We start from the raw sequence: 14,051 nt of genomic DNA, 5'->3' as shown, positions 1-14,051 counted from the left end.
GCTGATAAATCAATTAGCCACATTTACTTGCTGCGAATCTGTATAAAATGGATCAGACTTATATCCACACCCTACTAAAAAAATTAAGCAAAAAGCAGCTATAATAGCCAAATGCGAAGTTTTGAGATTATTAATCATATTATCAACGATCCTAAATATAAAAATTTAAAAGCTGCTAAAGAGGCAAGAAATTTACTAAATTTATTAGGTGTAGCTAAGAGTAAGCTTATTAAATTTAGCTATCAAAAAGATGGAATTTTATTCATAGCCGTTACACATCCACTCGCCAAATTTGAGCTAAATCATGATAGTATCAAATTTCAAATAAAAAACCTATTAAACACCTATATTAGCAACAATCCAAATAGTGCATTACAACCAATAAATAGTGTAGTAATCTTTATTACAAAACTAAAAAATTTTCAAGCAGTATCACCGCAACAAAAGCCTATATTTATAGAAAGAAGTGATGGATTATTTAAAAACAGTGCAAAAGATGAGCAAATTTATACGCTTTTTGAAAAGCTTAGAGAGTCTATAAATGCTAATCGATGAATTAAAATCCCTACCTAATTCCCCTGGAGTTTATCAATATTTTGATAAAAACTCAAAACTTTTATATGTTGGCAAAGCTAAGAATTTAAAAAATCGAGTAAAGAGCTATTTCAACGCTGATGCCTCACCTAGCCCAAGACTAAGCCCTAGAATAGCTAAAATGATAAGTGAAGCTATACATATAGAGTGGATTACAACTTCAAGCGAACAAGATGCGTTAATATTAGAAAATTCATTTATCAAGCAACTTCATCCAAAATATAATATTTTACTTAGAGATGATAAAACATATCCATATATTTGTGTAGATTTAAGTGTAGATTTTCCTAGATTTGAAATTACTAGAAAGGTGTTTAAAGGTAATAGCATTAAATATTTTGGCCCATTTTTTAGGGGTGCTAATGAAATTTTAGAAGCTTTGTATTTGGAGTTTAAACTAGTACAAAAAAGATCTTGTTTAAGAGAAAAAAAGGGCTGTTTATTTTATCAAATTGGACGCTGCCATGCACCTTGCCTTGGATTAATAAATAAAGAAAAGTATGCTAAAATCGTAGATGAAGCTATAAAAAAGATTAAAAATCCAGAGCTTTTAATACCAAATTTAGAAAAAACAATGCTAAACTTAGCTCAAAATGAAAATTTTGAAGAGGCTGCTAAGATTAGAGATCAGATAAAAGCAATCAACGATACAGCTATTAAAATTCAAATCGATTTAGCTAAATTAGAAGATTTTGAAGTAATTAGTGTAAATATTAGTAGTAGCTTTGTTTGCGGGGTCAGGTTTAGCGTACGAGATGGTAGAGTGTGCGCATCTACTCATACTATAAAACCGGCTAAAGATATGGTAGAATCAGAACTAGAGACTCTATATTCTACAATGATTTTAGATACTTTTAGTATAGACCAACCAGTTGGTGCAACTAAAATTTATACATATATGAAGCTTGAAGATGCTAAGATTTTAGAAAATATCTTAAACTCTCGCCACAATAAGAAATTTCAAATCATCCAGCCACAAATAGGTGAAAAAAAAGAGCTAGTAAATATAGCTTATCAAAATGCTATTGAATTAATCAAAAAACATATAAAAACAAATGGCTACACCCTAGCACGAGAGATTCAAGAGACATTTGAGCTAAATAATCTACCATTAAAAATTGAGATTTTTGATAACTCTCATCTATTTGGCGCAGCCCCTGTGGGTGCGATGGTTGTGTGGGAAAATGGAGAGTTTAATAAGGCAAAATACCGCCATATGCATCTACAAAATATAAATGATTATGACCAAATGCAACAGATACTAACTCATAGAGCCAAAAGCTTTGATAAATCATCAGCTCCAGATTTATGGGTAATAGATGGAGGCGATGCGCTACTAAATTTAGCTAATGATATTATTAAAAGTAGCGGTGCAAATGTAGATATAATCGCAATTTCTAAAGAAAAAATTGATGCTAAAGCCCATCGTGCTAAAGGCAAGGCAAATGATAAAATTTGCACAAATATAGGCAAATTTAGTCTAAACTCAAGCGATATTAAACTTCAATTTATTCAGCGTTTGCGTGATGAGGCACATAGATTTGCCATTAGCTTTCATCAAAAAATTAGGCAAAAAAACGATATACAAAGTAGTCAATTAGCCAATTTAGGCATTTCAAAAGGTTCTATAATTAAATTAATTAACTATTTTGGAAGCTTTGAAAATATTAAAAATGCAAGTTTTGATGAGATTAAAAAAGTAACAAACAAAAGCGTAGCTCAAAAAATAACTAATGAGAGCTAAATTTAAAATCTAAATTTAGCTCAAAAAATTAATTAAAACTCCTGAGTAAACTCATATCCAGCATCTTTTAATGCTTTTTCTATAGTATCTTGATGCTCTTTGCCTTTAGTCTCTAAAGTTATTGTAATCTTAGCATCGCCATAACTTAGCTTGGTTGAAAATCTATCATAATCAATCTTAACTATATTCGCTCCAGCGATCCTTAAAACATCTCCAAGCGCCATTAAAGCACCTGGTTTATCTATCAATGTGACATTGATTATCATCTTTCTATAGCTTTTTAAAAGCCCTTTTTCGATAATTACACTTAGAGTTTGGACATCTATATTGCCACCACTTAATATAGCTCCGATTTTAGAGCCCTTTTTAAACTCAAATTTACTCTCCAAAATCGCCGCTACAGATACCGCTCCAGCGCCTTCAACCATAATCTTTTGCTGCTCTAAAAGATACAAAATCGCATTTGCTATCTCTTCATCATCTACTTGCACCATCTCATCTACGCACTCTAAAATATGAGATAGAGTAATCTGGCTTGCATCCCTTACAGCAATTCCGTCAGCTATAGTTCGAACGCTTTTTGAGTTATGCTGGCACTTATCTTTAAAACTCTCAAACATAGCCGGCGCCCCTTTTGCACTAACACCAATAATCTTAATATCAGGATTAATCTGCTTGGCACAACTTGCCACACCGCTAATTAACCCGCCACCACCTACAGGCACGACAATATAATCTAAATTACTAACCTCATCAAGCATCTCTAAAGCTATTGTCCCTTGACCTGCTTGGACTAACTCATCATCAAATGGATGAATAAAACTCATATTATTCTCTTTAGCATATTCTAAGGCATATGCATAAGCTTCATCAAAATTATTACCCTTTAATATCACCTCAGCACCCAAAGCTTTAGTTCCTGATACTTTTGAAAGCGGAGCAGCCTCTGGCATAATAATTATAGCTTTTACTCCAAAATGCTTAGCGCTAATTGCTACGCCTTGAGCGTGATTACCAGCACTTGCAGCAACTACACCGCACTTTTTAGCATTTTCATCTAAATTTGCAATCTTGTTAAAAGCACCCCTTACTTTATATGCTCCTGTGATTTGAAGATTCTCTTTTTTTAGGTATATATCAGCACCAGCTATCTTGCTTAGTTTTGGAGCAAAGCCAAATGGAGTTTTAGCCACAAATCCATCAATATTTCGTTTAGCTTGAATAATTTTATTTAGACTTATCATTTTTAAACCTTTTATGCTCTATCATTATGCAGGCATCTTGTATGAAATTTAATCCTGCATCTTGTGCTATTTGCTTAGCCTCATCATTTACAATTCCTAGCTGAAGCCATAGATTTTTTACACCTAAATTTATAGCTTTTTTAGCCAATTCAGTGGCAAATTCGGCCTTTCTAAACATCACAATAGTATCTATTTTTTCTGAAATTTCATCTATACTTTGATATATTTTTCGACCTTTTATCTCACCACTTTTTGGATAAATAGGAAAGACATTAAAACCCATATCTATAAGATAGCAACCTACTTGATTACTAGCTTTAGTATCATTAGGGCTAAAGCCTACAACGGCTATATTTTTCATAGATTTTAAGATATCTTGCATTATTTTTTCTTTTTTAATAATTTAGGAGTGAATTTTAACTAAATTTTACTAAGTTTAAATTTAAACCGCCCAAAAGTGAGTGATTTATACTCAAACTTTGGCGGTTTTTGAAGTTTTTTATTAAATTTAGACTAACTTAAAGTCTTATTTAGTAATTCTTTTTACATCAATCTCATTTGCTTTAAGAGCGTTGCCATCAACTTCGCCATATATCGTGATAAGCTCATCAGGCCCAACACTAACTCCACCCCAATCATCATCATCAATCTCTATGATAATAGTATCTTTACCATCGCTAAATTTATATTTTTCGTGGCCTACTTGAGAGATGATTTTGCCTTTTATCTCAACCCAGGTATCATCCCACGCACTAAGGGCCGCTTTGACGCTATTTACCCCATATCTAGGACCTAAAAATCCACCTTGATTCATCGGTGCTTGACCACCTGTAAAGCCTGAAGTATTTGATTGGCTAGCACCACCTGTAAAGCCTGCTGCGTTTGCGCTAATTGTTAAAGCTAAAATAGCTATTAAACTGAGTTTTTTCATCTTAATTCCTTTTAATAATTAATACAGCGTAATTATATATGATATTTGTTAAGCTATTGTGAATTTTAATTATAAAGATAGAAATTGATTTAAACGCTATCTAAATAGCAATCTCACTAAATAAACTCAAAGCAAAATCATCAAATTTAGCCCCTTTTAAATGGCTTTTACAAAATTCCACAATAACCCCATGATAACGACAAAAAAGCTCATTATCGCTTATATCGCCAATTGCTTTATAAACCTCATCTCTATCGATACCCTCTAGCCACTCCCTAGCCTCTTCATAGCTCTCAAATTCATACCCTAAAGCACTTAAAATCCTATTAGTATAGCTATCTACGACCATCACATCACGCCCACAACCAAAGCACAAAATAGAATAAACACTCTCAAGCCCTAAGCCCTTTTGTGCTATAAGCCACTCAAAGCTAACGCTACTAGCAAACTCATCAAAATTACCAAATTTATCTATAATTTTATTACAAAGCATACTAAGCCTTTTGGCTTTGGTATTATAAAATCCACTTGGCTTAATAAGTTCGCTTAAAACTTGAATATCCAAATTTGCGATATCTGATAGCTCTTTAACCCCATAATCTCTTAAATTCGCCAAAGATTTTTCCACGCTTGACCACTTAGCATTTTGAGTCAAAATCGTACCCACTATAACCCAAAAGCTCCCATAATCTGGCCACCAATGTCTATTTAACTCAAAGTCAAACTCGCAAACCCCATCAAGTGCCAAAAATAGCTCAACACTTCTCAATATCGTCCTTTATACTTTGCCAAAATTGCTTAGCATTTCTTGCGCTTCTTACACCCTTACTAGCTGCAAAAGCAAGCGCTTGAGTTTTTAGGCGATTTTTATCTATATCACACCCTTTAAAAAGATTATAAACAATATCCATATACTCATCTACGCTAAGCTCATAAAAGCTAATGTGCAATCCAAATCTATCAGCTAGGCTTAAATTTTCTCTACTATTTTCTTTTTCGACAATATAATTGTCGCTATTTGGGCGGCTTCTTACTAAGTGCTTTAAATTGCTTGTAGCATAAAATATTGCATTACTTGGCGGAGATTCAATCGAGCCTTCTAAGAGGCTTTTAAGCTCAATTAGAGCCTTATCCCCATTTTCAAATCCAAAATCATCACAAAAAATTATAAATTTATACTTTTTCTTATCTCTTATTTTATCAAGAATTTTATGCAAACTTTTTAACTCTCTAGCACTTATCTCGATTAAACGCAGGTTTTTATCCATAAATTTACAAAATATTCCACGCACTAAACTAGACTTTCCACAGCCTCTCTCGCCCCACAAAAGCGCATGATTTATCACTCCGTGCTCAATAAATTTAATTGTATTAAGCTCAAGCTGTTCTATTTGACTTTGCAAATTTACAAAACTATCAAGTTCAATTTTAGCAATATCTCTAACCGGTCTTAACTTGCCATCTCGCACGAGTGCTGCATGGGTATTTCTCCATTTTATTTTCATTAAAATAATCCTATTACTCTAGAGCTATAATCATATTGCGCATATGGATTATTTTTATTTTGATAAATATGTTGAATTAAATTTGACTCGTTTCGCTCAGATTGATTCTTATTACTTTGAGTTTTATCATCATTTTGCTTATCTTGCTTTTGCTCTTTTAGTAATTCATTTTGAATTTCAATCTTAGCATCAATCTCCATATTTGTAGCTGTTGCTGCTACTTGAAGATCAGCTGAGCTTGGCTGGGCTGGTGCTAGGGCTGCTCTTTTGATTTGGGCGGCCTTTTTTAATGTCTCTTCTGGAGTTTTGCCTGGTGATGTATCTATGCCAACCTCGCCACCTATAGCATACATCTTATTATCTGGGCCTCTTTGGTAGCTATAACTAGCCCCAGTAGTTAGTCCAGCTCCTGCTGACATGTGAGCTGCTTCATGATTGCGAACCTCTATATCTCGCTTTTGAAGTTCTATTACTTGAAGTTTTTGCTCTTGACTTAACTCGTGTTTATATCTCTTTTTTAACTCTGCTTGAGTTTGATTGTTGTGCTTATGGCTCTCTTGATCACCTGTTTTTGCATCAGCTTGTTGATTATCTACCATATAATTTGGCTGGTAGTATGAAACACTTGAAATCATCATCTATTTTTCCTTAAATAGCGTAAAATTTCAGCTAAGACATCGTCATCATCTTTGCTTGGCGATTTTAAAGCAACTTTTATTCCATCGATTTTGGTTAGAGTGATATTTTGTTCATAGTTACTAATATGTTTAAATTCTTGTTTAGCGGCCATAATTTTAATAGCAATAATATCTAAAAATTGCTTAGTATAAACATCAAGCTTACCAAATCTATCCTCAATCTCACCACCAATCTCATAAACTTCGCTTACCTCAGTACATTTACTAAGTCGTCTATAAAGTTCAAGTCGTAGCCTATCTTCAGCAATTAATTCACTATTTAAAAATGCATTTACGCTTAGTTTTATATCGACTTGAGTATCGTTTTTGTTATCTTTATTTAAAAGTAAATTTATCTCATCTTCGAGCATTTTAAGATATAAAGAGTAACCAATAGCTTCTATATGGCCACTTTGTGCCTCACCAATTAGATTTCCTCCACCTCTAATTTCTAAATCATGATAAGCTAATAAGGCGCCACTACCTAAGAATGAATTTGATTCTAGTGCTACAAGTCGTTTAATCGCTTCATCGCTTAAACTCTGTCTATCTTCCACCAAAAAGTAGCAAAATCCCTGCTTAGCACCCCTACCAACTCTACCACGTAGCTGATGCAAATCTGCAATACCAAATTTATTAGCTTCATCTATTATTATAGTATTTGCATTTGGCAAGTGAATTCCACTTTCTACAATACTAGTACAAAGAAGCAAGTCATACTCACCATTAGCAAATTTAATCATCTCATCTTCGCTAGTTTTAGCATCAATTTTACTATGAAGAGTTAAAATTTTTAAAGTCGGCACAATCTGCTTTAGCTCACGTTCAATACTAGGCATATCAGCAATTTTATTATGAAGATAAAAAATTTGCCCAGCACGGCGAATTTCACGCATTATAGCCTCTTTAATTAATCCTCTATCCCACTCTTTAACAAAAGTTCTAACATCTAGCCTATCAAGTGGTGGCGTTGTTAATGTAGAATAGCTTTTTATGCTACTTAGCGCCATATTTAGACTTCGTGGAATTGGTGTAGCTGACATTGATAATAGATGAGAATGCTCACTAAATTCCTTTAGTTTCTCTTTTTGCTTTACGCCAAATTTATGCTCTTCATCGATTATTATCAGTCCTAAATTTGCACTTTGTACACTAAGCAAAGCATGCGTTCCAATTGCTACAAGTGGTTTGCCATCTTGCAAATCAGCTTGCAAGCGTGATTTATCTTTTGTGCTACTAAATCTATCTAGTCGTCTTACATCAATATCAAATTTACTTAGTCTCTCTTGTAAACTTTTGTAGTGCTGAGCACAAAGTAAGGTAGTAGGCACAAAAAATAGCGCTTGAAATCCACTCTTAACACAGGCAAATATCGCATTCATAGCAACTTCAGTCTTACCAAAGCCCACATCACCGCTTAAGAGCATATCCATAACCTTACCGCTTTTTAAATGGCTTAAAATGCTATTTATAGCTCTATCTTGGTCACTAGTGTAGCAAAAGCCTGCTTCCATTTGAAATTTAGCAAATTCAGCTGTATTGGCTTCTATTTTAACACCTTCGATTAACTCACGCTTTGCTGCTAAAGCAATAATTTTACTAGCAATGATAAAGAGTTTTTCTTTGACTTTTTGCTTAAGCTTTGCAAAACTAGCCTTGCCAAGCTTATCTAGGTTAACTACTGCTCCACTTCCAGCGATGTATCTATCTATCATATCAAGATGCTCTGTTGGTAAAAGCAATCTATCATCATTTTGATAAGTTAAAACAACAAATTCTTTGCTACTACCAAGCACTCTTATTAACTCCAGACCAGCAAATTTACCAATTCCATACTCGCTATGAACGACAAAATCTCCAATCTTTAACTCATCTAAAACAATACTAGCCTTGCGTCTTTTTTGACGTGAAATAGGCTGATTTAGGCTAATTATAAGCTCATCTTTGCTTATTAGATTTAGTATTAAGTCGCTTTGAATAAAATTTAAATTTAAATTAATATCAAGCCCCAATGCTCTAAAAGCACTCTCATTAGAGCTTAAAATATCTATTTTTTTATCTTTGTGAAAATTAATTAATTCATTATTTATCTTGCCTTCAAATGGCCTATATGATTTTGCTAAAGGCAAGATTGTTACCGCCTCAAGAGCGCTTATATCCATCTCGCACTCATCAAAATCTATATCTCCATCACGCACAGCCTCAAACTGTTCTAAATAATTTATAAATCCATCAATTACCCAAAATCCAAACGAATTTAGATCATGCGTAAGAGAATTTGACTCTATATGCTCAGCACTATTTAATGCATTCTTAAATTCAGTCTGATCAAGCGCAGCCACATATGGAGTAATAGTGATGCTTTGTTCATCTTTTATACTTTTTTGCGTAGCTGGGTCAAACCTACGAATACTCTCAACTAGATTAATATCAAGCAAAATTCTACACGGCCACTCATCAGCTACGCTATAAATATCAATAATATCTCCGCTAATCCTAATCTCTCCCCTACTTTCGACAATATCAACAAAAGTATATCCATAAGCTAGCATTTCGTTTTTAAAACTATTTAAATCAATTGTATCGGCAAAATTTATATTTTTTACTCTTAATTGATTAGCGCTTGGTAATTTATGTAGGATTGTTCGAAATGGAGTTATTAAAAGTTTATTTGAATTAGAACTTTGCCAAAAGCTGCTTAAAGCTTTACTAATATCTAAAAGCTCACTATTAAACGCCCGTAAATCATCGCCTCTTTTAGCTCTAAAATCAGGCAAAACAAAACACTCACGCCCAGCATAAGTCGCTGCTGCGTAAGCCTTAGAAGCACTCTTATCGTCGCTTACTATTAATATTTTAAATTTATCCCTATGAGTTTTAAAAAACTCATATATCTTTGCTTGCACCACTTTCCTCTGTGTCAATTATCTCAAAATTCTCTAGCGATTGCATTGAATTTGACTTTTTAAGAGAGCTTTTACCATCAAATTTACCACCATTTTCTATGCTAAAGCTACCTGAACAAATATCACCTAACACAAATCCACCACTTAAAATCTCCACTGAATCTGCATCTACATTGCCTTCAAAAATACCATTTACTACAATTTTATTAGCTGATATTATTCCTGTAACCTTACCATTTTTACCAATTACTACTGTGTTATTTGATTTTATCATACCATCTACATGACCTTCAATATATAAAACTGAACCGCAGGCTAACTCGCCTTTTATATATGCGCCTTCTGATATTATGGTTGTTTCAGAGTTAAATTTGCTACTGCCTTTACCAAAGACTGCCATGTTACTCGCTTCTCCTTTTCAAATATTTCTTCATAGTTTTTTCGACTCCAATTGATAAAATTTATCGGATCAAGTGGCCGCTGCACAAATCTTATCTCATAGTGCAGATGCGGACCTGTACTTATACCAGTATTTCCACTATAGCCTATTAGATCGCCCTTTTTAACAAACTGCCCCTCTTTTACCACATCTTTTCTAGATAGATGGGCAAATCTAGTCTTAAAGCCAAAATTATGCTCTAAAACTACTAAATATCCATATCCACCAACTACATTAAATCCCGCCACTTGTACCACTCCATCTGCTGGAGCATACACTGGAGTTCCAATTGGTGCTCTAAGGTCAATTCCTTGGTGAAGATGCTTATGCCCTAACACTGGATGAGTTCGCCAACCAAATGCTGCTGTAATACCGCCATCTTCTATTACCTTGCCATTTGGAATCATTGAAAATATTATATTTTGTTGCTCAACAGTAAGCTTAATCTGCTCTAATCTATCATCAATTGTAGTAATATTTGAGTCATCATTTAACCCGATTTGCTCTTCTAAAAATGAAATTTTATCTTCTATAGCCATCAACTCCTCTTCTTTGGTTGAAAGCTTTTGTTTTATATTTTCATACTCTATATTTAAATTTTTACTACTACTTATTAGCTCCTCTTTAGTCTCTCTTAGAACATTTGTCTCATCTTGCAAATATCCCATATATAGCCCACCAAGAACAAAAATAAGCAATAAAACCGCAATAACATATATAAAAATTCTCTTTAAAACCTGGCTTAATAAATAATTTCTAGAGCCATTGACATCAGTTATAGTAACAACAATCTTATCTTTCAATCTCTTCCTTAATGAAGTTTTCTACTAACATAAATGAACCAAAGACTAAATATTTCTCATTTTCATCTAAATTTGTAAACTCGCAACATGTAATACCAAGATCTTTGGCAATTTGAGTTATCTTATGTGTAGCTAATTTTCTACTATAGCTTTTATAATTATAAACATGGATTTTACCAATAAAAGGCTTTAAGCTTAATAAAACACCAAAGATATCCTTATCATCAAAGGCATTATATATTAAATTTATCTCTCTCCAACCTATATTTTGCAAATTTTGAGCTATAGCCTTAGCAGCGTGAGCGTTATGTCCAACATCAATTATAAGATTTGGCTTTATTTTTTCACATCTGCCACGCAAAGTTAAGGCGCCTAAATTTGATATAATTTGGGCTAAATTCTCTATATTTAAAATATTGGCTGCATTTACTGCTAAACTTAAATTTGCTCTTAAAAATTCTGGTAAATTAAATTTAATAGCATAATTTTGAATCTCTTTAGCATAAATTTCACTTTGCTTTATTAATCTTACACTTTTTTGCTTAGCGATTTGATTTGCTAACTCCATACAGGCAAACTCACTACTAATTAATGCTTGATTTTGCATTGAATTAAGTTTAGTTTTAGCAATTTCTTCTATCGTACTACCAAGCATATCAATGTGATCTAGACCAATAGGGGTAAATATACTAAGAGACTTATCAAAGGCATTTGTCGCATCATATTCACCGCCCATTCCAGCCTCTAAAATTAAAAAATCATACCCCTCAAAAATTACCCCAGCCATCAATGTTGCCCACTCAAAGTAGCTTAAACTCTCTACTATTTCACTAGTATTATTGAGTAAACTAAAAATCTCTAAAAGTCTATTGTGAGCTAAATTTAATCTAAATTTATCAATTTCTTCAAAACTACTATAAAATCTCTCACTAAAATCAAAAATATGCGGACTAGTATAATGTCCAACTTTTTTACCAGCTCCAGCTAAAATTTGAGCTAAAAATCTACCTGTACTTCCCTTGCCATTTGTGCCTACTATATGGATTATAGGTGGTAAATTTAAGTGTAATTTAACTAAATTAAATATCCTAGGAAATCTAGTATAATCAATCTCATCATAATATAATGGCTTTTTATTTAAAAATACTTCATAATCCATCAAAGTGCTCGTATACAATTTATCCCCTCATTTTTAGCTGTTTGCAACCCTAAATTTACCCTTTGTAGCATCTCATTTTGACTATTGCACTCTGAGCGTGTAGCAATTCCACAACTTGCACTTACTATTATGTGCTCATCTTTATATCTAAATTTACACCCACTAATATCATTTATCATAGTTTCAGCTAAGCTATTAGTAGCATTTTTATCTAAATTACCTACCAAAATCACAAACTCATCCGTATTTGTTCTAGCTATAAACTCTCCATTTACACAACGATTTTGTACGATTTTAGCCATTGTAGATAAGATTGCATCTTTGGCATTTGCTCCATATTTTGCCTTGATTTCATCTAGTAAATTTATCCCAATAGCTACAATGCTATAATCAACACCATACTTTACTCTAGCCTCTTCGATATTAGCAAGTTCTATCTCAAAGCTATTTTTATTATTAACTCCTGTTAGCTCATCGGTCTTACTTTGCTCAATCATCTCTTCAAGCTCTTTTATACGCTCTTTTAATCCATTAATTATCTTGCTATCATCGCTAAGCTTTAACCCCATAGCCGAAATTTCACTACGAAGTGAATTTGATGTATTTTGTAGTTTTTGTCTAATAGCATTATATTCATCATAGCTAGTTATGCTATTTATCTCAAAAATCGCACTATCAAGACTGCTGCCATTATCTAAAAGAGTATTAGCAAAATCTTGAATTTGTTTATTTAAATTGTTTAAAATCTCATCTAAGGCGCTAATTTTTTGTTTTATCTCATTTTGGTCTAATCTTACACGCTTTAAAATACATTTTTTAATATCTTCTTCCATAGCTTGACTAGTTAATAAAGCAGGATTAGATCTTAAATGCTCACTTACTCTAGCTATATCATCATCTGCACCAGGCGCAATAGATGGTACAAGAGCAGCAATTAATAACTCGCAGTAAGATAGATATTCTAAATTTTTCTCTTTAGTTTTATATTTAAATTTCTCAATTTTAGAAATTATGGTTTCTATATCATCACTTTGTTTGATTCCATATTTTTCAAGTCGCTTTATGTAATTAGTATCAAAATGGCTAACAAACTCAAACCATCGGTCTCTGATTAAATTTAAATTCTCAACATTAATTGTTCCATCTAGCATAGAATAGCTTGAATTAGCTAGATCTTTAGCCTTATTATTGTGCATTAAATTTATAGCATGCAACACTCGTTTTAAAAGCATTGTCTGGGCTTGACTGATTTTAGCTATATCATTTAGATTAGCACGATTTAACCTAAAACAGATAAAAGCAAAAAGCTCATCAATGCTTCTTACATTTATCTTTTTTATCTCATCTTGGTAACTCTTATCTAAGCGAGCAATATAGCCTTCAAGTCTCTTACACTCATTTGCACTCAGCCCTCGCCTAGCTGCAGCCGCACAAAATAACTCATGATAGTTATCTGGAGTTAGAATAATATTCTTATCACTTGCCTCCTTAAATACATCTTTGATAACCTCAGAGATTAGACTTGCCATTTAAAAGACCTTGCATAGCTAACTTACTTACAAACTCGTCAAAACACTGCAAAGATGCATTTGTAATAGCATCAAATCTCTCATTATCGCTAATAACACTATCGGTAAATCTTCTATCATTTAGTCGCTTTGTAACTCTAAAATCATAATCTCCGCTAGTTAAAATACTCTTTATTGAGCCATCTTTTTGCTTTAATCTATATTCCATTACTAAATTTGCTTTATATGCTGTAGCATATCCAAATTGATCATATGATATAGCTGAAAATGTAAGCGATTTAATAGAAGCTATTATTATGCTATCAGCCTCATTTTTATCTACTAAATTTACACCTAAGCGTCTAAGCATTGCTGATTTTATACCATCTTTTATAGCCACAGTACTCTCAGGATCAGTTTTACTAATTATCACATCAACCCAAACGCTGCTGCCTATAGCATCTCTAGCTGCCACGCTAGATGGTTTATAGCCACAACCTGCGATAAAAAACGCTAGCAATAAAATGGCAATTAATCTCAC

Annotated in this window: 14 protein-coding genes; 2 read left to right on the top strand and 12 right to left on the bottom strand. The window is 33.0% G+C overall.

The annotated features are described in order from the left end of the window. Positions 1-111: 111 nt before the first annotated feature. Both CIGNP91_RS04100 and uvrC read left to right on the top strand, forming a co-directional pair. Positions 112-555, top strand: coding sequence for a hypothetical protein (locus CIGNP91_RS04100; RefSeq protein WP_086253457.1), 444 nt, complete (start codon positions 112-114; stop codon positions 553-555). Then, on the top strand, positions 542-2,338 hold the full coding sequence (gene uvrC, locus CIGNP91_RS04095; protein WP_086253456.1) for an excinuclease ABC subunit UvrC: 1,797 nt from the start codon (positions 542-544) through the stop codon (positions 2,336-2,338). Before CIGNP91_RS04100 ends, uvrC begins: the two co-directional genes overlap by 14 nt. Before the next feature lie 32 nt (positions 2,339-2,370). On the opposite strand, the gene ilvA is transcribed toward uvrC, so the two are convergent. From ilvA to lptE, 12 genes are all read right to left on the bottom strand, one after another. After that, a complete protein-coding gene (gene ilvA / locus CIGNP91_RS04090) occupies positions 2,371-3,582 on the bottom strand; it encodes a threonine ammonia-lyase (protein WP_086251447.1) in 1,212 nt (403 codons plus the stop codon). Further along, the gene (locus tag CIGNP91_RS04085) at positions 3,566-3,964 is read right to left on the bottom strand and encodes a CoA-binding protein (RefSeq protein WP_086224796.1); all 399 of its coding nucleotides are present in this window, start codon (positions 3,962-3,964) and stop codon (positions 3,566-3,568) included. The genes ilvA and CIGNP91_RS04085 overlap by 17 nt, the downstream gene beginning before the upstream one ends. 144 nt (positions 3,965-4,108) lie before the next feature. After that, complete coding sequence (locus tag CIGNP91_RS04080; protein WP_086224797.1) at positions 4,109-4,513, bottom strand: YgiW/YdeI family stress tolerance OB fold protein; 405 nt, start codon at positions 4,511-4,513, stop codon at positions 4,109-4,111. Between the two features lie 100 nt (positions 4,514-4,613). After that, positions 4,614-5,282 carry a 3-methyladenine DNA glycosylase gene (locus tag CIGNP91_RS04075; RefSeq protein ID WP_086253455.1) on the bottom strand — a complete coding sequence of 223 codons (669 nt, stop codon included), beginning with the start codon at positions 5,280-5,282 and terminating at the stop codon, positions 4,614-4,616. Beyond that, positions 5,269-6,018: a DUF815 domain-containing protein gene (locus tag CIGNP91_RS04070; protein WP_086253454.1), complete on the bottom strand. Its 750-nt coding sequence runs from the start codon at positions 6,016-6,018 to the stop codon at positions 5,269-5,271. Before CIGNP91_RS04070 ends, CIGNP91_RS04075 begins: the two co-directional genes overlap by 14 nt. Continuing rightward, positions 6,018-6,656: a putative metalloprotease CJM1_0395 family protein gene (locus CIGNP91_RS04065; RefSeq protein WP_086253453.1), complete on the bottom strand. Its 639-nt coding sequence runs from the start codon at positions 6,654-6,656 to the stop codon at positions 6,018-6,020. The genes CIGNP91_RS04070 and CIGNP91_RS04065 overlap by 1 nt, the downstream gene beginning before the upstream one ends. Beyond that, positions 6,653-9,601, bottom strand: coding sequence for a DEAD/DEAH box helicase (locus tag CIGNP91_RS04060; protein ID WP_086253452.1), 2,949 nt, complete (start codon positions 9,599-9,601; stop codon positions 6,653-6,655). The genes CIGNP91_RS04065 and CIGNP91_RS04060 overlap by 4 nt, the downstream gene beginning before the upstream one ends. Further along, positions 9,582-10,001: a bactofilin family protein gene (locus tag CIGNP91_RS04055; protein ID WP_086224802.1), complete on the bottom strand. Its 420-nt coding sequence runs from the start codon at positions 9,999-10,001 to the stop codon at positions 9,582-9,584. The genes CIGNP91_RS04060 and CIGNP91_RS04055 overlap by 20 nt, the downstream gene beginning before the upstream one ends. Further along, the gene (locus tag CIGNP91_RS04050) at positions 9,950-10,843 is read right to left on the bottom strand and encodes a M23 family metallopeptidase (RefSeq protein WP_086252353.1); all 894 of its coding nucleotides are present in this window, start codon (positions 10,841-10,843) and stop codon (positions 9,950-9,952) included. The genes CIGNP91_RS04055 and CIGNP91_RS04050 overlap by 52 nt, the downstream gene beginning before the upstream one ends. Further along, on the bottom strand, positions 10,833-12,002 hold the full coding sequence (locus CIGNP91_RS04045; RefSeq protein ID WP_086253451.1) for a Mur ligase family protein: 1,170 nt from the start codon (positions 12,000-12,002) through the stop codon (positions 10,833-10,835). The genes CIGNP91_RS04050 and CIGNP91_RS04045 overlap by 11 nt, the downstream gene beginning before the upstream one ends. Next, positions 12,002-13,531, bottom strand: a complete 1,530-nt coding sequence (locus CIGNP91_RS04040) for a diguanylate cyclase domain-containing protein (protein ID WP_086253450.1) — start codon at positions 13,529-13,531, stop codon at positions 12,002-12,004. The genes CIGNP91_RS04045 and CIGNP91_RS04040 overlap by 1 nt, the downstream gene beginning before the upstream one ends. Beyond that, positions 13,512-14,051 (bottom strand): LPS assembly lipoprotein LptE, encoded by a 540-nt coding sequence (gene lptE, locus CIGNP91_RS04035; protein WP_086253449.1) that lies wholly within the window; start codon positions 14,049-14,051, stop codon positions 13,512-13,514. The genes CIGNP91_RS04040 and lptE overlap by 20 nt, the downstream gene beginning before the upstream one ends.

The organism is Campylobacter sp. P091 (assembly GCF_002138935.1).
GTDB classification, from domain to species: Bacteria; Campylobacterota; Campylobacteria; order Campylobacterales; family Campylobacteraceae; genus Campylobacter; species Campylobacter devanensis.
Note: the sequence above shows the minus strand (reverse complement) of the source record. Positions and strands in the feature narration are given on the sequence as shown.

Excerpts from the sequence above, each read along its gene's own strand:
- CIGNP91_RS04100 (WP_086253457.1), top strand. The coding sequence starts at position 112 with ATGCGAAGTTTTGAGATTATTAATCATATTATCAACGATCCTAAATAT.
- uvrC (WP_086253456.1), top strand. The coding sequence starts at position 542 with ATGCTAATCGATGAATTAAAATCCCTACCTAATTCCCCTGGAGTTTAT.
- ilvA (WP_086251447.1), bottom strand. The coding sequence starts at position 3,582 with ATGATAAGTCTAAATAAAATTATTCAAGCTAAACGAAATATTGATGGA.
- CIGNP91_RS04085 (WP_086224796.1), bottom strand. The coding sequence starts at position 3,964 with ATGCAAGATATCTTAAAATCTATGAAAAATATAGCCGTTGTAGGCTTT.
- CIGNP91_RS04080 (WP_086224797.1), bottom strand. The coding sequence starts at position 4,513 with ATGAAAAAACTCAGTTTAATAGCTATTTTAGCTTTAACAATTAGCGCA.
- CIGNP91_RS04070 (WP_086253454.1), bottom strand. The coding sequence starts at position 6,018 with ATGAAAATAAAATGGAGAAATACCCATGCAGCACTCGTGCGAGATGGC.
- CIGNP91_RS04065 (WP_086253453.1), bottom strand. The coding sequence starts at position 6,656 with ATGATGATTTCAAGTGTTTCATACTACCAGCCAAATTATATGGTAGAT.
- CIGNP91_RS04055 (WP_086224802.1), bottom strand. The coding sequence starts at position 10,001 with ATGGCAGTCTTTGGTAAAGGCAGTAGCAAATTTAACTCTGAAACAACC.
- CIGNP91_RS04045 (WP_086253451.1), bottom strand. The coding sequence starts at position 12,002 with ATGGATTATGAAGTATTTTTAAATAAAAAGCCATTATATTATGATGAG.
- CIGNP91_RS04040 (WP_086253450.1), bottom strand. The coding sequence starts at position 13,531 with ATGGCAAGTCTAATCTCTGAGGTTATCAAAGATGTATTTAAGGAGGCA.